The sequence below is a fragment of the Rossellomorea vietnamensis NBRC 101237 genome, assembly GCF_001591825.1.
Lineage (GTDB): Bacteria > Bacillota > Bacilli > Bacillales > Bacillaceae_B > Rossellomorea > Rossellomorea vietnamensis.
On record NZ_BCVQ01000002.1, the window covers coordinates 19022 to 41493 of the forward strand.

Sequence of the window (22472 nt, forward strand, 5' to 3'; positions counted from 1 at the left end):
TTAAAATAACCACTCTATCCAAAGGTACAAACTGTATAATCCGACTAAAAGGCTGATAGGAACGATGAATATGGTCACCCTCAAATAGCGGCTCCAGGAAATTTTGATTCCATGGGTCTTTAAGATGAACATCCAGATCAATGTGGCGAGTGTACCCACTGGTGTTAACAATGCGCCAATGTCACTACCGAGCACATTGGCCAGATAAGCAATCTGTAAAATGTGGGGGTCCAGTCCCATTTCCGTAATGGATAATGTGCCAATCATCACCGCCGGCAGATTGTTAAACAGATTGGAGATCACGGTAAGGAAGATCCCCATCATGATACTGGCATTGAAAGGCTGTCCGACAATATGATCCCTGAATTGATCAACGATGAAGTCGCTTAACCCGACATTTTTCATTCCATACACAAGCACGTACATATTAAAGGCGAATAACAGAACATGCCACGGCGTCCTTCGGATAATATCCACGACACCCATCCTTGTCCGGGTGTACCTGAGGAAGATCAGGATGACGGCCCCGACCATACCGATGATTTCAAGTGGGATGCCAAAAGGGGTCAGGGCGAAAAAAGCGGCCCGTGTGAGGACGACAATCAACAAACAATACTTGATCAGGGTAAAATCGATTTCTTTCTTCTCCTCATTCGTGGAAAGCGGGTGGGAGTAAGAGTAAGCTTGGGCATCTTTTTTCCAATTGATTGAGACATCCAGGATTTTTTTCGGGATTGATTTACGGAAGTAGAGGTAGAGAAGATAGGCAATGACGAGGATGGCGATCATGGATGGCACGAACATCATCTGAACGTAGTCCTGCAAGGTGAGACCGACAATTTTCAGTGCTATAAGATTGGAAATATTACTGACGGCAATCGGTGCACTGGCTGCAGTGGCAATGAGGGCACCTGATAGCAGGTAAGGGATTTTCTGATGGTTCTTGAGCTTCAATAGGGAAGTCATATGGATGATGATCGGAGTGGTGATGAGGATACTCCCATCGTTATTGAAGAACATGGTCATCATAAAACATAATAACATCACATAGATATACAGCCTGAGCCCCGAACCCCTCGACCTGTTGACGATATTCACGGCGACGACCCGGAAGAAACCGATACTTTCAAGGACGATGGACATCATGATCGTCGATAAGATCGTAAGAGCCGCCCCGCTCACAATATCGACGATGGTAAACACATCGCTGAAGGGGACGATCCCGATAAGCAGGACGATAGCCGCCCCGATGGACGTGGGGATGGTTTCGTTGATCCCGAACGGTCTCCATAACATGACAATGATGGTAAGGGAAAAAATGGTCGTCATAATCCAAAACATATTATCGGGCATGTGATTTCGCCTCTTTTATAATAGAAGAAGGCGAAGCATCTAAATGCTCAAATAGTGGATGTTTGTCCACCTTCGAAATAGCGGGTTTAATAAATAGCAGATGAAAGATACTTCCTAAAAGTACAAAATAGATGATCAAAAACATGATCATTCCTCCTTTCAAATCGCAATCCTTTATGAATCATCCCAGCATCTTCTTAAACTGCAACCTGTCAATCATGGAGGATGCTGAGATTTTTCATGCATATCATAAGCCTGTTCATTCGTTATGACCAACTTTTATTCAGGATTCTGCCGTCTTTACTTGGAGGTTGATTGTTTGGAGGAAGAGGATTTTGCCCCTTCAAGTTCATCGTAATAGAAAGCAGGCTGTTGTTTTTTCTTTGTGTTTTTAGTAGAGGATTTAGTGGAAGATTGGTTTTTAGAACTTTGCTGGGATGATTTCTGGTTTGAGCTGCTCTTGTTGGACGATTCCTGATTCTTTGAAGAGTCCTGTTTTTGTGAGGAATTATCTTTACTGGATGAGCTGCTGCTGGAAGATTTTTCTTGATTTTCCGAAGTGGTTTTCTTCGTCCCATCATAAATGTTCAGCACCGAAGCATGCTTCAGGTACACCCGGTCTTTCCCCTGTGTCAACACGATATGATCTTCTTCCACGGCTGAAAGGATCCCTGAGTAGGAAGCTTTGCCGGATCCATTGATCGTCACCCAGCTGAGTAAGCTCTGGGACAGTACATCGGACATTTTTTCACCCTTCAGGTGATCATCCGTGACAGGCAGCGCTTCTACATCCTTGGAGTTCTTCGTTACTGCCTGGATTTGTGAAATTGGATAATACAATGTTTCGTTTTCACTGGAGTAGACAGTCAGATAATCCGTACTGACCTCCGCCAATTGACCTGACAGCTTTGTTCCGTCATTTAGAACAATATTGATCTGGTAACCTGTTAACCCTTTTAATGAATCGTTGAAATTACTCATTCAATTATTCTCCTTTCCTTCTAGAGAAAATTACTTCTCTTCTTCCGTTTTCTCTGCTTTTTTGGCCTTCACGCCGTAGCTGATGCTTTTCACATGGAATGCAGCCAGGCGGACAACCTCTTCATTCAATACAAGCGTTACGAACTCATCATTCGAATTCTCAAGAATCCCCTCAAGCTTCTCGGGGCCACCGCGGTTGATGCTCACCCATTGATATTTCAAGCTTGTGAGTAAAGCCCCAAACGTGTCTTCCTTCATAAACTCCATACCTTCTTCAGACAGCTCCTCCACATTAAACGGCAAACCGGATTTAATGTTCTGGGAGATGCTCTTAACATGGGATGTATTGTAGTAAATCACACCATCTTTCTCTGTTAAAAGGGCAAAATGATCGTCCCCTCCATATAGAAGCTTTCCGGTACGTGACTCAGGGCCGCCGCGATTCACCTTGACAATCTTCCCGACTAGCGAAGACATTAATTCTTTATTCATACCTGTTCCCTCCAGTTGTATATAAACATTTTCACTTTATGTATATGTGTCATGCCGTGACGACGTACTATTACAGACGCCCTTTTTGGTGGACTAGTTGCCGTTGGAGGCAAAATGGGCGGGGGATTGAGGTGAGGCGGAAGCATAATTGTAATTATGAGAAAGTGGTTGATTGATTTCCGCTGCAGGTGCTCGCTTTCCGCGGGGCGTGAGTTGAGCCTCCTCAGGCTTCGCCTTCCGGGGTCTCAACTTTCCCGCATTTCCCGCAGGAGTCGAGCACCTTCCGCTTCAATCAACTACTAAGCATGATTTGTAATTGGTCCAATCCCTGTCCTTTTTAACTGTCAATATATAAAGAGCGATTGACTACCATCGCCATCCATCATTCAACGATTGACAGACCTGGCTGAGAAACTGCCCCCATAAATCCATTATAAAAACAAATCTTCGAAAAATAGGCTCTGATTTAGGTGGGACAACCCAAACGCGAGGCGGTTCCTGAACGTAGAATGTAGGAAAGGACAAAAGGAGGATGGAAAAATGAGTTCAAAAAAAGGACAAGGAAAAGGAAAAGGTCAGCAGCAGTGCCAAAGCTATGGAGAATATCAGTGGATGATCGGTGATATGGGACAGCCCGAAGCCAAAGGCGGCAAAGATAAGCAAAAGGGCCAGGGAAAACAGGCAAAATGCGGCTGCCAGGGATACTACTACGAATGCATGCAACAAGGCCAAACAGGCAAAAAGAAAAAGAAATAAAACCTCCAGCCAAACACCTCTGCGGCACACATTACAACCTTATGAGATACGCCCTCTAATAAACAAAACCACCCATTACAATCCTCTGTAATGGGTGGTTTTGTTGAGGGACGGACCTCTTCAAAAAATTTGCAAAATACATAGGTAATTACTGAATAATGTGCTAAAATGGTCTATGTGTGTCGAATTTGATTATTTGAGGGAGTGAGAAGAGTGGTGGAAAGCTTTGGTCAACAGGCACTTGTCAGCATGCTTGTGCATTTATTTGTATTCGGGATCACGTTTTGGGCTTTGCAAGCCATTCAGCTGGACAAGCTCCTGAAGAAGAATCGGGTCGCACAAGGGAGACTATTGTATGTCCTACTAACGGTCGCAATCGGGTCAGCCGTCAGCCGTTTTTTACTGGACTATTACTTATGGTCTCAGAGCTTACCGGTTTTCTTTGAATAAGTAGAGGTTCTGACAAAAAATAGGTCTTCCTGCATGTTTTCAAGGGACACTGTTTTGAGTAAGATTAATTTTGTGTTCGTCCCTTTGTGAAAAAGTTTCAAAGTGAAACCCTTTTCACGGGACTGGCTTGAAAGCCTCAATAATTGTAAAAAGATGACGACAATTTTCAAGTATGTTCTCCCCCTATTCGGACAGACTTTAGGTAAGGGGAGGAATGAAAAATGAGTCGGTATTTTTACATTATTTTAATCTTTTTGGTTGGATTAGGTTTTCTTCCTGTCATTAATGGGAACAACACTATCGAAGCCAAACATTTATTAGACATTGAAAAGCTTGATCAAGCCATTGTTCATTCTCAAGGTCAGATAACTGAATGGTCTCTATATGCAAGAGAAAACAAAAAAAGCTTCACGAATAAAGGGTTTGCCAAATATAGTACTACTATGCAGGAAACATTTTCTGATTTTAACTGGGAGACAGAAAAATCGGCTGAAGGAGTAGTGGTTGTGGGACAACGTCAGACGTCTCACGGGGAAGAAACCATTAAACTCCAGCACACCCCCACAAACGGGCATTCGGTTTCGTACATTATGTATGAAATGCGCGGAAATCAGAAAGCGTTGGGAGAAAAGACGAAGCAGTATATTAAGTCCGAATTCATCCCAAATATGGAAATCATTTTTACTTCTAAACCTATGATTTTCTCTTGTATAAAAGGCGAATTCAATGATAAGCTTGAGAAAGTTTTGTCGAATCAGGCTGTCGAACTAATGTCGAAATTAGACGCAAAAGAACTGGAATCACTTAAAGAAGAAGACTTTTATTCCATTTCAGCTTACTCGGAACAAATGTCACGGACTATTCCAACAAAAAATGATGATATGAATATACAACTAGGTCTACGGAAAAGCGGAATGGGCGCTAAGACAACCTTTGTGATTGGCACACCCATCCTAATTATTGAATATTAATATAGAGAAATTGGACGCGGAGGGGAATACTCTTGGAAAAAATTATCGTCCGCGGCGGTCAGCGTTTAAGCGGTACAGTGCAAGTTGAAGGAGCAAAGAATGCCGTTTTACCAGTCATCGCTGCTACATTATTAGCAAGTGAAGGAAAAAGTGTCATTAAAAATGTACCACCACTCTCCGATGTATATACGATTAATGAAGTATTACGTCATTTAAATACAGATGTAGAGTTCAACCATGGTGAAGTCATCGTGAATGCATCAAGAGAGTTGTTTGTAGAAGCACCGTTTGAATATGTGCGTAAAATGCGTGCATCCGTTCTTGTAATGGGTTCACTCTTAGGCCGTACGGGTAAAGCGCGTGTCGCTCTTCCTGGTGGCTGTGCGATTGGATCAAGACCGATTGACCAACACTTAAAGGGCTTTGAAGCAATGGGAGCCAAAGTGAAGGTAGGAAATGGTTTCATCGAAGCTGAAGTAGACGGAAGATTGAAGGGTGCCAAGGTTTATCTGGACTTCCCAAGCGTTGGGGCAACAGAAAACATCATGATGGCAGCGGTTCTTGCAGAAGGAACGACCATCTTAGAGAACGTGGCAAAAGAGCCTGAAATCGTCGACTTAGCGAACTTCCTGAACAAAATGGGAGGAAGCGTGGTAGGTGCAGGAACCGGCACGATCCGTATCGAAGGTGTAGACCGTCTTTACGGTGTCGAGCACAGCATCATCCCTGACCGTATTGAAGCAGGAACCTTCATGGTGGCTGCTGCGATCACTCAAGGGGATGTCCTTGTAAAAGGCGCGATTCCTGAACATTTATCTTCGTTAGTGGCGAAGATGGAAGAGATGGGCGTTACGATCATCGATGAAGAAGAAGGGCTTCGCGTCATCGGACCGGAGAAACTGAAATCCGTCGATATCAAAACGATGCCACATCCAGGTTTCCCGACAGATATGCAATCCCAAATGATGGCCTTGCTTCTGGCAGCTGACGGTACCAGCGTCATCACGGAAACCGTATTTGAAAATCGTTTCATGCATGCGGAAGAATTCCGTCGCATGGGAGCAGACATCAAGATCGAAGGACGCTCTGTCATCATGAACGGACCAACACCTCTTCAAGGGGCAGAAGTGGCTGCAACGGATCTTCGTGCTGCAGCAGCACTTTCCATCGCTGGTCTAGTGGCAGACGGTTATACCCGCGTAACAGAACTGAAGCATTTAGATCGTGGATATGTGAACTTCCATCAGAAGCTTGCAGGCCTCGGAGCCGATATCGAGCGTGTGAAGGAAGTCGAAGAAACACCTGTTTCTGAAGACATGATCAAGGATGCGTAAATAGATAGGTGGAGAAGGTGAGCTCTTTTTGGAGGGCTTGCCTTTTTTGTTTGGTGTTTTTGGTGTGGGAGGAGCGACGAGTGGCGGTGGACAGTTGGTATTTGGTAAAAAAAGTATTTTGTCTGGATAAATGATCGTTTCGGCTGGATTATGTTCAAAATTGGCCGGTTTTATTAGGAAAGTGGCTGGATTTTACCGGGAAACGGCTCTATTTCAAAAGAAAACGGCTGGATTCGGAAATTGAGAGACCAAGATCCGGGTGTCAATCAGTATATATTTTCAAAAACCCCACACTTATTTTTAAAAATCCCATTTTATTATCAAATCCACCACATTTATTTTCAAAAACCAAAGTCCCCTGCACGATATTATTACTCTCCCAATTCACAATCATAATTGCTTGTCCACTACCATACATATGAAAGAGAGTGGAGAAGTGTGCTAGGACATTCTCCTATTTAATCTTTCATTGGAGGCCGCGAACATGAAGCAGTTGAAACCCGTAGTGATCATCTTCTCAATCTTTATCAGCATCATCTTTCTTGTACCCACTCTGCTGGTACTCCCATTTTCATCAGACAAGGACACGGCAAACCTGGACGAAAAGCTGAAAAACACACCCTCCGTTGAAGAATTGGCAGACTCAGTCGAGGTGGCGGTGTATCGATCCAGCCAGGATCTCATCGAGAAGCTTCCCCTTGAGCAGTATGTCGTAGGGGTAGTGGCGGGTGAAATGCCGGCGGATTTTGAAAAGGAAGCATTGAAGGCACAGGCTCTTGCAGCAAGGACCTATATGGTGAATCAGCTTATGTCAGATGATCCTTCTGTGCCGAAGGGAGCCGATGTGACGGATACGGTCTCCCATCAGGTGTATAAAAACCAAAAGGAACTGGCCACCCTATGGGGATCCGACTATGACTGGAAAATCAAGAAGATTTCAGAAGCGGTCCTTGAAACCAAAGGGAAAGTGCTCACATATGATGATAAGCCGATTACGGCCGCCTTCTTCTCGACAAGCAACGGCTATACGGAAAACTCAGAAGCATATTGGACAGATGATATTCCGTATTTACGGAGTGTGGAGAGTCCGTGGGATAAAGCATCTCCTAAATTTGAAGATCAAAAGATCATCCCGATCAATGAATTTAAACAGAAACTAGGTGTCACCCTCCCTAAGGACGGGTCGGTGGGAACGATCACATCAAGGACCGAAGGCAAAAGGGTGGCGAAGGTAGAAATCAATGGGAAAGAATTCACCGGGCGGGAGATCAGGGACAAATTAGGCCTGAGATCGTCGGACTTCACCTGGTACCTGAAGGATGACCACATCGTCATTGCCACAAAAGGATTCGGCCATGGAGTCGGTATGAGCCAGTATGGGGCCAATGGGATGGCGAAGGAAGGCAAGAATTATAAAGATATTGTGACCCATTACTATAAAGACGTCAAAATAACAGAATCCAGCAAACTCCTGCAGAAGGTGACGGCACAAAGATAAGAAAAAGGATGGGGTATGGTCATGATGACCGTACTCAATCCTTTTTTACATAAGCTTCAAACCTCTTCATCGCCTTCGTCAATCTGTGATCCGGATTCCGGAAATACGTGCGGTTCACGATCCAGAACAGAACAGTGACCCCGATCAGATCCTTGGCGGCATCAATCATCGTGGAAGACCGGTACGGAACGAAGGATTGATGGATCTCATCTATGAATCCATAAAAAATAGCGATCAGTGCAACAGTGAAATTCAATGTGAACCGAAGCTTTCCGTGTGTGAGCAGGGCGACGACAAACAATGCATATAAAATCCCGAACTCGACCAAGTGGAGAGATTCCTTGATGAACCGGTCCATCCCATCATCAGGGAACCGCAGCACGGCATCATCGGGATTGCTCGACATGATCCAAATCAGGATCATATAAAGAAAAGGCGCAGCCGTGAGCATATATTTAAGTAACTTCTTCATATAGGATCCGTCCTTTCAGTTTATAGTATTGTACCATGGGGGACCGGGATTTCGTTATCATCACTCCATAGTTTCGAAGTTTGCCACATTTTTTTGAGAAAAATTCAACAACCATACATAATCCTCCCCACTTTGTCGAAACCTAAGAAATTAAAATTTTTTCACCAATGTGTATATATTTTCTGAATTCTGTTCAGAATGATTGCTGAGGTGATGAAAATGAGAGAGGAAGAAAAGAAACAACCTTCTCAAAACTTTTTGAAAAGACGTTGGGCATACCCAGCAATCTATTTAGCAAGTGCAGCAATCATTATCACGGGGATTCTGTGGTACCAGGCAGGAAATGATGTAAACGAGAAAGCCAAGGATTACAGCTATGATGGAGTTCCTACTGACAATGAGTTCAACCAGCCTGCAGAAGAAGTCAATCGTTCATTGGAAAACTTTGTAATGCCTGTTTCAAGCCCTGAAGACACAGTGATCGAAAAACAATACTACGACACTGAAGCTTCAGCTGAAGAACAGGAAGCTGCCCTAGTCGTGTATGGAAACATGTACTACCCGAACCAAGGAGTCGACATCTCGAAAGATGGGAAAGAATTCGATGTGCTGGCTGCCATGAGCGGTACAGTCACAAAGGTTCAGGAAGATTCCTTACTTGGCAACACGATTGAAATCGAGCACAGCAAAGGCATCGTGACTCGCTATCAATCAGTGAAAGATTTTGAAGTCGCGGTTGGAGATGTAGTCGATCAAGGACAAGCCATTGCGAAAGCAGGAAAGAGCTTATTCAATGAAGAAGCCGGTGTTCACGTACACTTTGAAATCCGTAAAGCGGATGTAGCCGTGAATCCAATGGAATACTTCAATAAGTCTCTTGCCACTCTTCAAGAAGCACAGCTTGAAGACAAGAAAGTTTCAGGTGAACAGCCGGATGCAGCAGCTGCAGAAGAAAATGCCGTAGAAGACCAAGCTAGCGAAAACAAAGCTACTGAGGACAAAGCTACTGAAGAAAAAGACGCAGCTGAAGAAAAGCAGGACCAGGCCAAGCCGAAACAAGAAAGCAAAGACAGCGCTGACGTAAAAGAAGAAGAGTAACACCTATAAATGAAGACTGACCGGAGAATACCGGTCAGTCTTTTTGCTTGTCCAAAAAAATTTCCTTGGAAATTCGACAGGGAGGAAGGTTTACTGGTAAAGCATTTCCATTATCATTCTACCGTTTAATATCCATATCTTTTGAAATATCCTTATTTTAGAAAAATGACTGGTGAACCTGTGTCGCACAGTTGTCGTTTTTTCTTTATTGACCAGGCTTTTTCCAGTAAAGATAATGATGGCATGAATAAAATTTCAGAAAATTAAGTCTTTATAAAGAGGGAGGTGAAACGTTGATCTACTTCATGCTATTTTTACTCATCACAGGAGGATGCATCATCCTTGCCCTGAGGAAGAAACGGGCATTCTTTCTGACCATACCTTTCGTGTCTTTATTCATTTATTTTATTGTGCAGATTGCCATTGTCCCGGTGCCGTTTTTTGAAACAGTGAAATTTATTTTCAGTTTAAAATAATGAGCTTGAAAAGGGGTTACGTACATGAAGAAGATTGATAGAGCGAAAGCCGATCAGTATTTTAAAGAAAAAAATCGATACATGGCCTTGTACTTAGTCATCTGGCTCCTTTCCTCCTTCGGTGTTGTACTGTTTGCCGAAAGCTTCTCCACCTTCACCATCAACGGGTTTCCGTTCCATTATTTCATGGGCGCACAAGGATCGATCATCATTTTCATTGTATTGCTTTACGTGAATGCGAAGGTGAGTGACGGGATCGATAAGAAATATGGACTGGATGAAAGCCGGAATGAGCAGATCAGCTACGGAAAAACGCTGGATCATTAATACAAATAGAGAAGAAACAGGGGGAAAGAATGAATGGATACTCAGTTTATCGTATCGACGTCTATTATTCTGTTGACGTTTGCATTGTATATCGGAATTGCGGTTTATAACAAAGCGAAGGCGACATCGGACTTTTATGTAGCCGGCCGTGGGGTGCCGCCGATCTTCAACGGGATGGCAATCGGGGCAGACTGGATGAGTGCGGCATCATTCATCGGACTGGCCGGTACCGTCATGATCCTAGGGTATGACGGCCTTGCCTATATCATGGGGTGGACAGGGGGATATTTATTATTGACCTTCCTCCTCGCACCACAGCTCAGGAAGTATGGACGGTATACGGTGCCGGAATTCATCGGGGACCGGTATAACAGTCACACGGCCCGGGTCATTGCCGCGATCTGTACGATTATCATCAGTTTCACGTACTCGATCGGTCAGCTGTCGGGGTCGGGTGTGGTCATCGGACGTTTATTCGAAATCGATGCCAAGGTCGGTACGATGATTGGTGTCGTCCTCATTGCCTTTTACGCTGCGTTCGGCGGCATGAAGGGGATCACGTGGACCCAGGTGGCTCAGTATATCGTGTTGATCATAGCGTACTTGATCCCGGTCATCTTCATGTCCCTGCAAATCACGGGGAACCCTGCCCCTTGGATATCGTACGGTGAGCTGGTCGGGAAGATCGGTGAACTCGACCGGGAGCTCGGTGTGTCGGAATACTTCGCTCCTTTTACAAACGGGACGAAGTGGCAGTTCATGGCCCTCATGTTCACGCTGATGGCCGGTACCGCCGGACTTCCCCATGTCATCGTCCGGTTCTATACCGTTTCCACGATGAAGGCGGCGCGATGGTCAGGTGCATGGGCACTCCTTTTCATCGGGCTTCTATATCTATCAGCTCCAGCTTATGCGGCATTCTCCCGTTTTATTTTGATGACAAAAGTAGCCGGAAGCAAAATCAGCGATCTGCCTGCCTGGACGGCCTCATGGGTGGATACGGGGAAACTGCAGGTGGCCGATGCGAATGGGGACGGAATTCTTCAATGGAAGGAAATCATCATTTCGAATGATATCGTGGTCATGGCGACACCGGAGATCGCGAACCTTGGCGTATTCGTCATCGGGCTCGTGGCAGCAGGTGCCATGGCAGCTGCATTATCGACGGCAGGCGGATTGATGATCGCCATTTCATCATCTTTTGCACATGATATTTACTACCGGGTATTCAAGCCGAACGCGACAGAGCGGAATCGCCTGGCGGTGGCACGCTGGTCGATTGTGGTGGCTACTGTCCTCGCCGGAGTGGTGGCGTTGAATCCTCCAGGAGTCATCACCCAGATCGTCGCCTGGGCCTTTGCCCTGGCGTCAGGGACGTTCTTCCCTGCCCTCTTACTTGGCGTCTGGTGGAAGCGCTCCAATGCCCAGGGAGTGATTGCAGGAATGCTTGTGGGGCTAGCGGTGACCCTCACCTACATCTTCCTGGCACGATCAGGCGTGACCCTGTTCGGGATCATTGATACAGGAGCGGGTGTGTTCGGGGCAGCCTCAGCGGCCATTGCCAATATCGTCGTGTCCCTCATGACGAAAGCTCCTTCACAGAAGATCCAGGAAGAAGTAATGGATCTTCGTTATCCGGAGCAGATGACCTTTAAGGACGGGGAAGTCTGGGTGGATGATGAGGTCGATTTTAAAGCATGATGGATGGAAGCCGTACCATGGGGAAATCCCGGTACGGCTTTTTCCTGAGCACATAGAAAATCAGACATTTTCTCAGATTCATCGACTCATTTCTCAGGAAATAGTGAGGGAAGGGGAACCGATACAGATGATGTCGAATGATATTGGACGGTTCGCCACGTCACGTATTTTCCTTCGCTTATCCATGAGAAGGTCCGTCCCTCACAGTCATTTTTTCAGAAAATTCAAGCAAAACCTTGTCCTTATTGTGTTTTTTGTGCATATATGTGGGCACAAGCTAATAAAATGAAACAAACCTATCAAAACAGAGAGTGTTTGAGGTGAGGAATCGTCATTATACCATTGGTCATTAGCTGAATAAGTTGTTTATACGTTGTAACATCAGGAAGCTGCCGTCCTAAATAAGGCTTTCTGCCGCTTGCCCATGTGCAAGGGGTCTGTACTATTTCATTGATGCGAAAGCGAGTCTCATTTCACACTTCTCACATCCAATTTAGGGAGGTCGAGTGGTGTGCACGATTACATCAAAGAGAGAACAATCAAGATTGGTAAGTATATCGTGGAGACGAAAAAAACTGTTCGTGTAATTGCGAAGGAGTTTGGCGTGTCCAAAAGTACTGTCCATAAAGATTTAACAGAACGACTGCCAGAAATCAATCCGGATCTCGCAAATGAAGTCAAAACCATACTTGATTACCATAAATCAATCCGGCATCTACGAGGTGGAGAGGCAACCAAGCAAAAGTACAAAAAAGAAGAGCTCCACAGCTAACCAAAATACGCCAAGCCCCAGAATGATGGGTTGTGCTTGGTGTGTTTTTGCGTTTTGGGGGAGGATGTATGACTTTGCCTGCTGAATATTGGATGAAGTTTAGCTGTTAAAATCTGTACGGAATTAGACTGCTGATTATTCCCGTTTTTTTAGCAGGAGAATAATGAGGAGCGTTTAGCAGGTGAATATCACTTGAAGTTCAGCTGCTGATTTCACGGCAAAAATTCACCTGTCAAAAAACAAGCAAAAATCAGCAGCTGAAATTCCGTACATATTCAACAGCTGAACCACCCAAAAATCCCCCACCAACCATCAATCCTTAACACTCCTGTAACATAACCCTCCAAAACACCTACCTTTTTCCAAAATAATAACAATAACAATACATTTTTTTGACAAAGAACATCGCCATTCGACATATTTATGGTAAAATAGTTAATTAGGTGAAAGTTTTACCTTAACGTTTTTGCGTAATGACATTAAGATGAAAATCATAGATGATATGCACTATTGAAATTGTAAAAGTAGAAGGGAGAAACACAAGATGTTCGCGAAAGATATTGGGATTGACCTTGGTACGGCTAATGTATTAATTCATGTTAAAGGAAAAGGGATTGTCTTGAATGAGCCATCGGTCGTGGCACTGGATAAGAATACGGGTAAGGTGCTGGCAGTTGGTGAGGAAGCGCGCCGCATGGTCGGACGTACTCCTGGTAATATTGTGGCGACACGCCCGCTGAAAGACGGAGTCATCGCAGACTTTGATGTGACGGAAGCCATGCTGAAGCACTTCATCAATAAATTGAATGTAAAAGGATTCCTTTCGAAGCCTCGCATTTTGATCTGCTGCCCTACGAACATCACGAGTGTTGAGCAGAAGGCAATCAGGGAAGCGGCTGAAAAGAGCGGCGGGAAGAAGATTTATCTGGAAGAAGAGCCTAAAGTGGCGGCGATCGGTGCCGGCATGGATATCTTCAATCCGACTGGAAACATGGTCGTTGACATCGGTGGAGGAACGACGGATGTAGCGGTTCTTTCCATGGGTGACATCGTGACTAGTCAGTCCATCAAGATGGCCGGGGATAAATTTGACCACGAAATTCTGAATTATATTAAAAAAGAGTACAAGCTTCTGATCGGGGAGCGTACGGCTGAAGATATCAAGGTGAATATCGGGACAGTATTCTCTGAAACACTTGACGAAGATCGCAGGGAAATGAGCATCCGTGGCCGCGATATGGTATCAGGACTTCCACGTACGATCACCGTGACATCCAAGGAAATCGAAGGGGCTCTTCGTGAGTCTGTGGCAGTCATCGTACAGGCTGCGAAAAATGTCCTTGAGAAGACGCCTCCTGAATTGTCAGCGGACATCATTGACCGCGGGGTTATTTTAACCGGTGGGGGAGCTCTTCTTCACGGAATGGACACCCTTCTTGCCGAAGAATTGAAGGTACCGGTATTGATTGCGGAGAACCCGATGGATTGCGTAGCCGTCGGAACGGGATTGATGCTTGAGAATATCGATAAGATTTCCAGAAGAAGAATCGGCTAAAACCACTGCGCCATCGATCCGATATAACGGTTAAGAGGTGAATGTAGATGTTTCGAGGATTTTATACAGTAGCATCCGGCATGCTTTCTCAGCAGCGGAAGACCGAGATGCTGACAAACAATATGTCGAATGCCAATACACCGGGATATAAAGCGGATCAGGCTTCGATGCGGGCATTTCCAGAGATGCTGATGGATCGGATGGATTCCACATCGATCCCGACTGAAAAAAAGCTGTCGCTTCCTTTTAATCAAAGAGTGGGAGCGCTTAATACAGGTGTGTATATGCAGGAAACGATTCCTTCCTTTGTGCAGGGTGACCTTCAGGAAACGGGTCGCGGCTTGGATGTGGCGCTTCTGGATGGTTCCATGCCTGTCGATGAAGAGACGGGGGTCCGTGGATCGGTGTTCCTGACGGTGGAAGGAGCGGACGGCGCACCACGCTATACGCGAAACGGAAATTTGACAGTGAACGGAAATGGCTTTCTTACGACGAACAGCGGTTTTTATATGCTGGATGAAAATGGTGACCGGATTCAACTGGAAAGCGATCAGTTCACGGTTGGTGAAAACGGCCAGATTGTCGTAGATGGGAACGCCGTTGCTACGCTTGGAGTGGGTTATTCGGATAACCCGAACCTGCTGGTCAAGCAAGGAGATGGGCTGTTGGCAACAGAAGGCAACGTCGCTCTAGCTGATGCCTATGATGAGCCCAATGTTTCCTTTGCCACCAAGCAGGGCTTTCTGGAGCGGTCCAATGTGGATGCCTCCCGTACGATGATTGACATGATGTCGGCGTACCGGGCATTCGAAGCCAATCAGAAAGTGCTTCAGGCGTATGACCGGAGCATGGAAAAGGCAGCCAACGAAATCGGCCGGGTCAACGGATAGCAAGTATTGTAAATGAATTTCGTCACTGAATACCTTATAATAGGGGAGAACGTGTCATGAATCGGACGATGATTACAGCAACCAACACATTAGGCCAATTGCAGAAACAAATGGATATGATTGGTCACAATCTTTCGAACGCAGATACAAACGGGTACAAGCGCCGGGATGCAACGTTCTCCGAAATGCTTGTGCAGCAGGTGAAAAATCAGAGCGTAGATAAGTTTGAAACAGGCAGGCTCACCCCTCTGGGAGTCCGGGAAGGGAACGGTGCCAAGCTTTCACAGGCGCAGCTGATAATGAATCAGGGGTCATTGAAAACTACTGGCCGTTCGTTGGACTTTGCTTTGACCAGCGATCGTCAGTTCTTCAAGGTGCTGTCTCAAGATGAGGACTCGAGTGCCGTACGCTACACGAGGGACGGAGCATTCTCCGCGAGTCCTGTCGGGAACGGGGAAATGATGCTCGTGAACGGAAGTGGGCTGCCGGTACTCGATGAGAATGATAACTATATTACGTTTTCTGAGGACGCGGCTGCTTTTGAATTGGGCGACAATGGTGTATTGACCGTCAGGGACTCCCGCGGCGGGGAAGAACGCTTTAACCTGGGCGTTGTGACCGTTAAGAAATCTCAATTTCTTCAGCAGTATGGCGGAAACTTGTTAGGCTTTGCAGGCAACCTAGATCAACTGGGCGTCATGGAAGATGAAGTCGTGACCAACGTAACCGGTGGAGCAAGAACGGATATTTCCATGGTTCAGAGTTCATTAGAAGGTTCGAACGTGGATATCAGCAAAGAAATGACGGACATGCTGAATGTCCAACGATCATATCAATTCCAGGCGCGATCGATCTCCCTTGCAGATCAAATGATGGGCCTTGTAAATGGGATACGCTAAAAGGAGTTAAATGCTATGAGTGAAAAAGAGCTACTGCAAGAAAAAGTGACAAGAGAATCAGTGAAAACAGAAAAAAAGGCAAAGCAAAAGGACGAAACCAAGCCATCACGCTGGGTGCGTGTTCGCATGCTTCCCATCTGGCTCAGAATCCTTCTGTTCATCCTTCTTCTTGCAGGAAGCCTCGTCCTCGGTGCCGTCATCGGCTTCGCAGGCATCGGCAACGGCAACGCCGCCGACGTTTTCAAAGTAGAAACCTGGCAGCATATTATTGATATCGTAGTGAAGAAATAACTTGGAGGGACGGACCTCGAAATCGTTAGCTTTTGCGGCAGTGAACCTTGATATAACAGGGTTTCGTTGCGGATGGAGCTTGTGATTCGAGGTCCGTCCCTCCCATCCTGTTGCTATTCCAACCCTGATTTCTGTACAATAAGGTGTACATACATATTGGTAGGAGGAATTATACATGCTTGATATTAATGAGATTAAAGAGATTATTCCCCATCGTTATCCGTTTTTGCTGGTGGACCGGATTTTAGAGGTGGAGGAAGGCAAGAAGGCAATCGGGATCAAGAATGTGACGGCGAATGAGGAGTTTTTCAATGGTCACTTTCCTGATTACCCTGTCATGCCGGGTGTGCTAATCGTCGAGGCGTTGGCTCAGGTAGGGGCCGTGGCGATGCTGAAGGTGGAAGATAACCGCGGGCGTCTGGCGTTCTTCACGGGTATCGACAAATGTCGTTTTAAGCGTCAGGTGAAGCCTGGAGATCAGCTGCGACTTGAAGTGGAGATGATCCGCTTTAAAGGACCGATCGGTAAAGGTAAAGGTGTGGCGACCGTTGATGGAGAAGTTGCTTGTGAGTTAGAGATGATGTTTGCTCTTGGTGATAAACAGTAGAGATCTCATACAGAAAACCGGGTTTGGTGTGATTGATTTCACGTCAAACCCGGTTTTTTTAACTCGAAAATGTTTCCATATGCAAGTTAATTCATTTTCCGGGAAAGCTAACAAAAGACCAACGTAACGGTCTTACATTAACCAACATCGAAAGGAGCCATACATCATGAGCAAAAAGTTACTATCGGTCCTTGGTGGATCTGCACTTGCCGCTTTCCTTCTTGTAGGATGTAACGCCAACCAGGAGCCTCCTCCGGAAGACGAAGCACCAGTGGAAGAAAACGACAACATGGATGAGAATAACGACATGAACGACAACGGGGATATGAATGAAGAGAACTACCCTGAGTCAGAAGACAAGAACAAGCAAGGCGATAAAGATGCAGCGAAGGATAACAACACTCCAGAAGAAGACGCTGTAGAAGATGATATCGATATGAAGGATAAGGATAATAAGGACGAGTAAGGTTAGAAGGCAGAGGCGACATATTGTTGTCTCTGCCTTATTTCTAATATTTGCAGTGTCTTACGCATTACTGTAAAATGATAATAGTATAATATTTTGGGTTTATTACCATATTTTTCAGACTCCATATTCTACATAACAGTAATTTCTTATGTTATAGTAAAAATAAAATTATGTATAAGAAACTGGTTAGGGGGGTACTTTACTTACATGTTGAAAAACTTATCATCGGGTACAAAAATAAGTATTACCCGTTCAATAAAAACCTCATTTGAACAATACATGTCTTCGATCCAATGGAAAGAAGACAAATTTGATATACAGAATTTCATCGTAGCTTGGCGAATATACATAAATGAACACGCTTCATGGTATAAAAATCTTGATAAAGAAATAAAAAATAATGAACAATTTCATGAAGAGTTGGCTGTGAAAATCAATGAAACGATTGCAAAAGTTCTTTCTGAGGAACCATCGGCTCAACAGATTGCCAAGCTTGAAGAGCTGCAAGAAAAGTCAGGCACTGACATTGATTATGCTTGTAAGCTAGAAGCTAAGTACTTGATTGATAAATTAGAGACAAATGACTAAATTGACTATCGAACTGATCACATTTGAATTCTAAAAAAGTGTTCCCCTTCTACCAGGAATGGGGTTTTTTAGTATATTCTTTTCGCCTCAAGAATGTATCGCTGAGTTGAACTCCCATAAATATTAAAAGGATAACAAGTAGAAAGTGTAAGAATTTCTTGAGGATTGGTTTGTCTGATAACAGTGGTATCATGTTCTTCCACAATATATGAGTTGAAGATTTCATAGGAGTAGGTCCCCGAAGGCATTTTGATGGAAAGGAGGTCTCCTGATTTGAGATCCCCAATGTTTCTAAAGACGGTATCTCTGTGACCAGCCAAAAATATTTGGTCGTTTTCTTGTGGAAGTGCTGTAGTTGAATAATGGCCGACGCCTTTCTTCAGTTCTTTCCCATCTGTTCCTTCGATTATAGGTAACTCTCTTTCTAACCTCGGAATGGATAATATCCCAATAACATCCCCTTTTTTTAAATGGTATTCAATCGGCACACGTGAAGGTTTCGTGACGGGATGAGTTTGATTAGAAGGTGACCCTAAAATAGATGTCTTTGCTATATCCATTGCTCTACTTTCTTCTCTCGCATTGTTATTTATCTGATAGAGTGAGTAAAATATACAAGTCAAACCCGCCACCAAAATAAGCATGCCCCCTACCAAAAAATAACGTTTATTCATTGAGGTTCCTCCTTTTATATTGAACAAAAGAAAGAAAATCGATAAATTCTTCTTTTGTTAAGCCCTGGGAAATCGCTTTATTAAGGGGTTCGATCCACTCCTCGTCTAAATATACTTTATTATTATCCGTTGATAGGATGCTTTCTAGTGAAGTGTCTAATGTAAGTGCAATTTTTTTTAGGATATCAATAGATGGATTCTTTTGGATACCTCTTTCTATGGAACTGATATAAGATTTTGATACAGTGGAGTATTGAGAAAGTTCGTTTATTGTATACCCTTTTTCTTCCCTTAAAATTTTAATTTTATCACCCACCATGTCTCTTGATCTCCTTTACTATTCATTATATAGAACAAAATGTTTTTTATAAAGTAAGGAAATGATTGTTTTTTGAAGGTAATAAGAGGAAAATAGAAACTTTGTATTGTTTTACCGGGAATTTAGATGTATTTAAAGATTTCCATTTTATTATTAAGGACATATAATGAATACAGTTGTTCTTTAATAAGAACAAGTAGGGTGATGGTCTTAACAATTGTTGAGTTTAGGGGATGAAAAAGAGATGAAGCGAAAAAAAGCCGTCATTATATTCTTATTCCTATTTTTAATCTCAAGCATGGCGGATAAAACTTATGCAGATGAGATAGACCTTATTTTAATTCCAAATGAGAAGTATTTGTTTAAGATTTCTAATATGAAGCCTGGGGATTGGGCAGAAAGAAGTTTGAAGATTAAGAATGGAGGAAAAGAAGATTTCCATTATTCGATTAAAGTCAATAACAAGCAATCCAATAAAAAGCTTTTTAACGAGTTAGAATTGAAGGTATACGAAAGAAACAACTCAAAAAAGATTTTTGATGATAAATTGAAAAATTTCGGTGATTTCCAGCCGAAAGAATTAAAAAGTGAAAATACGGACACCCTCCAATTTCAGGTGAAAATGCCATATGAGTTAGGTAATGATTTTCAAAACACCTCAGCGTATTTTGAATTAATGATTGTAGTAGCATCTCCGGATGGAAACACACTACCTAATGACCCCAACAATACAAACAATAACCCAGTATCAAATGACCCTCTTACACCAGTGAACTCAAACGTTAAGAATAATCCGGCAATACCTGCAGAGTCTCAAGGTTCCAAGCTCCCGAATACCTCAACTAATCTTTACTTTTTGTTAATGCTTGGCTCACTTTTTACAACAGTGGGTGTCACCATCATCTATATAAATAAACGTCTATCAGGCAAAAAAGATTAATGAATATATGAAGGGGTGATGAAATGTATAAAAAAGTTTGTACGCGTTGTGCAAGACCTTCTTATAGCAGTACAGAAACAGGTGAATGGGTGTGTCCAACATGTAAGTATGATTTATCCAATCAACCATTTTATAATGCTAGTAATTACCAAAATATTAATGGGAAAGTCCTGCCTCTTAAGAAAAAGATAGAAGTCTATAAAAATAGTATAATTTCATAGCTTTTTCGACACAATCAACCATAAATTTTTTCTAATAATATGAGCAAAGCGCACCGGTTGTTATATTATGGAATAACATGTAGTATAATAGTATAAATTAAGTTGTCAGAATAGACAAAAAACAACACGAACCCGGAATATTTAATAGTATAATCGAATTAGTTCGAAGGGAAGAGTCAGATAAAGGCAAACTTATTGAAAGATAAGGACGCAAAGTCACAGATCTAAGGTTTGAAAACAGGCATATCTTCATAAACATCTTGAATATAATGAACAGAAATAATGATGAAGAAGGTGTGGTTAGTTGAAAACTATGATGGCTGGATTGCCTGGAATACATACATGTATTTTGGGAGGGTATTTATATTGACAAATCGTGAACTGGATCTCGAATGGATGGAACTCATTAAACAAGCACTGGACGCCGGAATTTCTAAAAATGAAATCAGGGAATTTCTTCATAATCGCCCTCAGGGAGCAGAATCGGAGTACAAAGTGATTTAAGATAAATAAAGTCTTGCGAACTCTTCGCAAGACTTTATTTATTGTCTAATTTCCATTTATTAAATTCAATGAACTCACGGAACTGTTCCTTGGTGATTCCTGAATCCATTGCTTCTTCTGCAATCTTCATCCACTCGTGATCAATGTTTTGATCCTCGGGCTGATCGTATAGGAGAGCATCCATGGGAATTCCTAAAGCCGCGGATACTTTCTCAAGAAACTGAATGGAAGGGTTTTGTTGAAGGTTACGTTCGATCGAACTCAAATAAGACTTCGCTACGCCTGCTTTTTCGGCGAGCTCCGTCATGGACATCCTTTTTTCTTGTCTGTATTTCTTAACTCTCTCTCCAATCATTATGGACACCTACCTAAAGACTTCATGTTTGAAGTCACAATATTAAATATAATTATATCATAAATATTTCGACAAGAAATTACATATTTTCGTATAATTAAACGCTCGGCTTTGCTGTTGCCGGGATCCTTGGCTTAGACACCATCTTCTCACGGAATTCACGAACCAGTTCATCCCCGGAATACCCTTTTTGCACCAGGTCATCAAGAAGGATCTCCGCATACTCATTCCGCTGTTTCTTCAATTTTCCTTCAAACATGATGCTGATATGTTCATCCATTTCCTTAATGCAACGGATGGATGTCATGAAGGCAGCGGGGTCATTGGCTGCATGAGAAATCACGACCTGTATTTCCAAATCGTCCTCACTTTGCTGGGCCTTTTGAAAAAATTCGATGTATTCATTCGACATATATGTTTCGACAAGCCATGTTTTCTGACCGTCTTCTTTGTTGATGATCAGACCGTCCACAAGCTCAAAGTCATGCAGTTCCTCGTCCTCCACTACTTGAAGGGAAATCACTTTAAAGGTTTTCATGAACGAACATCTCCCATTTAAAGGTTTTACCAAATTATATCATAGGGGGATTTGTTTTCCCTAATACATTTGCCGATGAAAAAAATGACGAAAGATGCAATTTTGTGTTTTTCAGCATGATTTTGATAAAAAAGGGGAAAATCTCCCTAGGCGAATTTCGAAAATTCAAGCCGTTTTTGCCCCGAATTTCGGAAATTCACGATTTTACAAAAGTTGCAGTTCGGAGGTAAGATGATTACACCTTAACAGAAAGGAGGAAATGAACCCAAGTGATCAACCAAGTGACCCTGGTGGGAAGGCTGACGAAAGATCCGGAAGCGAGAAAAACGCTGGAAGGAAAATCAGTACTTAGCGTGACGATTGCCGTGAACCGGCCATATAAAAACCAGCAAGGTCAGATCGATTCCGACTTTGTACTCTGTACGATATGGAACCGTGCCGCGGAAAATACGGAGAAATACTGCAGGAAGGGTTCCGTCGTCGGGGTGACGGGACGCATCCAAACGCGATACTTCGAAAATGATCAAGGAAAGCGCACCTATATCACAGAAGTCGTCGCTGAAAACATTCGGTTCCTGGACAGTAAGCAGGCGTCCCCGGTGACACCTGAACCAAGCAAGAAGGAACCGATCGAGTTGCCGTTCTAATATTTTCGCGAGGGAGATGGAGTTGTGGCCACACTGCAAGAACTTGAACAAAGAGTCGATCGACTGGAAAAAATGACGGAAGACCTCATTAAAAAAGTAGCAAGAGTCAATGTCGAAAACTTCTACTTATCTCAACGGGTAACCGCCCTTGAACAAGGATACGAATATCCGAACCCGGTTTTAAAAACCTCATCTTGATCTTTTAATAACCCTCAACCAGATTTCTTTCCATAAGTAGCAATCCAACCAACCTATAAGCAATGTCTCAAAGTCCAATGGTCACCCGCAAGATGC

The 22472-nt window shown here is 43.5% G+C and carries 30 protein-coding genes and 1 riboswitch; of the genes, 21 read left to right on the forward strand and 9 right to left on the reverse strand.

Annotation, left to right across the window (positions count from 1 at the left end; all coding sequences use genetic code 11):
- From BVI01S_RS01265 to BVI01S_RS01275, 4 genes are all read right to left on the reverse strand, one after another.
- A complete protein-coding gene (locus tag BVI01S_RS01265; protein ID WP_061808911.1) occupies positions 1-1353 on the reverse strand; it encodes an arsenic transporter in 1353 nt (450 codons plus the stop codon).
- Positions 1343-1498 carry a hypothetical protein gene (locus BVI01S_RS22395; protein WP_156030193.1) on the reverse strand — a complete coding sequence of 52 codons (156 nt, stop codon included), beginning with the start codon at positions 1496-1498 and terminating at the stop codon, positions 1343-1345. Before BVI01S_RS22395 ends, BVI01S_RS01265 begins: the two co-directional genes overlap by 11 nt.
- A 155-nt stretch (positions 1499-1653) precedes the next feature.
- Positions 1654-2334 carry a hypothetical protein gene (locus BVI01S_RS01270; RefSeq protein ID WP_061808912.1) on the reverse strand — a complete coding sequence of 227 codons (681 nt, stop codon included), beginning with the start codon at positions 2332-2334 and terminating at the stop codon, positions 1654-1656.
- Between the two features lie 30 nt (positions 2335-2364).
- Positions 2365-2826, reverse strand: coding sequence for a hypothetical protein (locus tag BVI01S_RS01275; protein ID WP_061808913.1), 462 nt, complete (start codon positions 2824-2826; stop codon positions 2365-2367).
- Between the two features lie 540 nt (positions 2827-3366).
- Between BVI01S_RS01275 and BVI01S_RS01280 the strand changes: the two genes are divergently transcribed.
- The 5 genes from BVI01S_RS01280 (at position 3367) to spoIID (ending at position 7835) form a co-directional block, all read left to right on the forward strand.
- Positions 3367-3582: a hypothetical protein gene (locus tag BVI01S_RS01280; protein WP_034765173.1), complete on the forward strand. Its 216-nt coding sequence runs from the start codon at positions 3367-3369 to the stop codon at positions 3580-3582.
- 213 nt (positions 3583-3795) lie between these two features.
- Positions 3796-4032, forward strand: a complete 237-nt coding sequence (locus tag BVI01S_RS01285; RefSeq protein WP_034765174.1) for a DUF1146 family protein — start codon at positions 3796-3798, stop codon at positions 4030-4032.
- Between the two features lie 221 nt (positions 4033-4253).
- The gene (locus BVI01S_RS01295) at positions 4254-5003 is read left to right on the forward strand and encodes a YwmB family TATA-box binding protein (protein WP_061808915.1); all 750 of its coding nucleotides are present in this window, start codon (positions 4254-4256) and stop codon (positions 5001-5003) included.
- 32 nt (positions 5004-5035) lie between these two features.
- Complete coding sequence (gene murA / locus BVI01S_RS01300) at positions 5036-6337, forward strand: UDP-N-acetylglucosamine 1-carboxyvinyltransferase (protein ID WP_061808916.1); 1302 nt, start codon at positions 5036-5038, stop codon at positions 6335-6337.
- Between the two features lie 484 nt (positions 6338-6821).
- Entirely contained in the window at positions 6822-7835 is a 1014-nt protein-coding gene (gene spoIID, locus BVI01S_RS01305; RefSeq protein WP_061808917.1) for a stage II sporulation protein D, read from the forward strand.
- Positions 7836-7869: 34 nt separating this feature from the next.
- On the opposite strand, the gene BVI01S_RS01310 is transcribed toward spoIID, so the two are convergent.
- Positions 7870-8307, reverse strand: coding sequence for a VanZ family protein (locus BVI01S_RS01310; RefSeq protein ID WP_061808918.1), 438 nt, complete (start codon positions 8305-8307; stop codon positions 7870-7872).
- A gap of 219 nt (positions 8308-8526) precedes the next feature.
- Between BVI01S_RS01310 and spoIIQ the strand changes: the two genes are divergently transcribed.
- The 12 genes from spoIIQ to BVI01S_RS01375 all read left to right on the forward strand — a co-directional run bounded on the left by spoIIQ (position 8527) and on the right by BVI01S_RS01375 (position 17980).
- Positions 8527-9405, forward strand: a complete 879-nt coding sequence (spoIIQ, locus tag BVI01S_RS01315) for a stage II sporulation protein SpoIIQ (RefSeq protein WP_061808919.1) — start codon at positions 8527-8529, stop codon at positions 9403-9405.
- A 293-nt stretch (positions 9406-9698) separates the two neighbouring features.
- Complete coding sequence (locus BVI01S_RS01320) at positions 9699-9881, forward strand: hypothetical protein (protein ID WP_061808920.1); 183 nt, start codon at positions 9699-9701, stop codon at positions 9879-9881.
- A gap of 24 nt (positions 9882-9905) precedes the next feature.
- Positions 9906-10208: a DUF4212 domain-containing protein gene (locus tag BVI01S_RS01325; RefSeq protein WP_061808921.1), complete on the forward strand. Its 303-nt coding sequence runs from the start codon at positions 9906-9908 to the stop codon at positions 10206-10208.
- 33 nt (positions 10209-10241) lie between these two features.
- Positions 10242-11909 (forward strand): sodium:solute symporter family protein, encoded by a 1668-nt coding sequence (locus BVI01S_RS01330; RefSeq protein ID WP_061808922.1) that lies wholly within the window; start codon positions 10242-10244, stop codon positions 11907-11909.
- Positions 11910-12420: 511 nt separating this feature from the next.
- On the forward strand, positions 12421-12681 hold the full coding sequence (gene spoIIID / locus BVI01S_RS01340) for a sporulation transcriptional regulator SpoIIID (RefSeq protein ID WP_034765200.1): 261 nt from the start codon (positions 12421-12423) through the stop codon (positions 12679-12681).
- Between the two features lie 544 nt (positions 12682-13225).
- Positions 13226-14236: a rod shape-determining protein gene (locus tag BVI01S_RS01345; RefSeq protein WP_034765201.1), complete on the forward strand. Its 1011-nt coding sequence runs from the start codon at positions 13226-13228 to the stop codon at positions 14234-14236.
- Positions 14237-14283: 47 nt separating this feature from the next.
- Entirely contained in the window at positions 14284-15126 is an 843-nt protein-coding gene (locus tag BVI01S_RS01350) for a flagellar hook-basal body protein (RefSeq protein WP_061808924.1), read from the forward strand.
- Positions 15127-15182: 56 nt separating this feature from the next.
- A complete protein-coding gene (locus BVI01S_RS01355; protein ID WP_061808925.1) occupies positions 15183-16025 on the forward strand; it encodes a flagellar hook-basal body protein in 843 nt (280 codons plus the stop codon).
- Between the two features lie 15 nt (positions 16026-16040).
- Positions 16041-16316, forward strand: a complete 276-nt coding sequence (locus BVI01S_RS01360) for a DNA-directed RNA polymerase subunit beta (RefSeq protein ID WP_061808926.1) — start codon at positions 16041-16043, stop codon at positions 16314-16316.
- A 175-nt stretch (positions 16317-16491) separates the two neighbouring features.
- On the forward strand, positions 16492-16923 hold the full coding sequence (gene fabZ / locus BVI01S_RS01365; protein WP_061808927.1) for a 3-hydroxyacyl-ACP dehydratase FabZ: 432 nt from the start codon (positions 16492-16494) through the stop codon (positions 16921-16923).
- Between the two features lie 166 nt (positions 16924-17089).
- Complete coding sequence (locus tag BVI01S_RS01370; protein WP_034765207.1) at positions 17090-17389, forward strand: hypothetical protein; 300 nt, start codon at positions 17090-17092, stop codon at positions 17387-17389.
- A 210-nt stretch (positions 17390-17599) separates the two neighbouring features.
- Entirely contained in the window at positions 17600-17980 is a 381-nt protein-coding gene (locus tag BVI01S_RS01375) for a hypothetical protein (RefSeq protein WP_061808928.1), read from the forward strand.
- A 68-nt stretch (positions 17981-18048) separates the two neighbouring features.
- Here BVI01S_RS01375 and srtD read toward each other — a convergent pair whose 3' ends face one another.
- Positions 18049-18654: a class D sortase, LPxTATN-specific gene (gene srtD, locus BVI01S_RS01380; RefSeq protein WP_061808929.1), complete on the reverse strand. Its 606-nt coding sequence runs from the start codon at positions 18652-18654 to the stop codon at positions 18049-18051.
- The gene (locus BVI01S_RS01385) at positions 18647-18973 is read right to left on the reverse strand and encodes a helix-turn-helix domain-containing protein (protein WP_061808930.1); all 327 of its coding nucleotides are present in this window, start codon (positions 18971-18973) and stop codon (positions 18647-18649) included. The genes srtD and BVI01S_RS01385 overlap by 8 nt, the downstream gene beginning before the upstream one ends.
- Before the next feature lie 244 nt (positions 18974-19217).
- Between BVI01S_RS01385 and BVI01S_RS01390 the strand changes: the two genes are divergently transcribed.
- Both BVI01S_RS01390 and BVI01S_RS21975 read left to right on the forward strand, forming a co-directional pair.
- Positions 19218-19913: a hypothetical protein gene (locus BVI01S_RS01390; RefSeq protein ID WP_061808931.1), complete on the forward strand. Its 696-nt coding sequence runs from the start codon at positions 19218-19220 to the stop codon at positions 19911-19913.
- A 396-nt stretch (positions 19914-20309) separates the two neighbouring features.
- Positions 20310-20467, forward strand: a riboswitch (cyclic di-GMP riboswitch).
- 33 nt (positions 20468-20500) lie between these two features.
- The gene (locus tag BVI01S_RS21975) at positions 20501-20638 is read left to right on the forward strand and encodes an anti-repressor SinI family protein (RefSeq protein ID WP_244886825.1); all 138 of its coding nucleotides are present in this window, start codon (positions 20501-20503) and stop codon (positions 20636-20638) included.
- 34 nt (positions 20639-20672) lie between these two features.
- On the opposite strand, the gene BVI01S_RS01395 is transcribed toward BVI01S_RS21975, so the two are convergent.
- The gene (locus BVI01S_RS01395) at positions 20673-20993 is read right to left on the reverse strand and encodes a helix-turn-helix domain-containing protein (RefSeq protein ID WP_060672839.1); all 321 of its coding nucleotides are present in this window, start codon (positions 20991-20993) and stop codon (positions 20673-20675) included.
- 97 nt (positions 20994-21090) lie between these two features.
- Positions 21091-21531, reverse strand: coding sequence for a YwpF-like family protein (locus BVI01S_RS01400; protein ID WP_061808932.1), 441 nt, complete (start codon positions 21529-21531; stop codon positions 21091-21093).
- 269 nt (positions 21532-21800) lie between these two features.
- On the opposite strand from BVI01S_RS01400, the gene BVI01S_RS01405 reads away from it, so the two are divergent.
- Both BVI01S_RS01405 and BVI01S_RS22400 read left to right on the forward strand, forming a co-directional pair.
- Entirely contained in the window at positions 21801-22178 is a 378-nt protein-coding gene (locus BVI01S_RS01405; RefSeq protein WP_034765212.1) for a single-stranded DNA-binding protein, read from the forward strand.
- 24 nt (positions 22179-22202) lie between these two features.
- On the forward strand, positions 22203-22376 hold the full coding sequence (locus BVI01S_RS22400; RefSeq protein WP_156477277.1) for a hypothetical protein: 174 nt from the start codon (positions 22203-22205) through the stop codon (positions 22374-22376).
- Positions 22377-22472 lie beyond the last annotated feature (96 nt).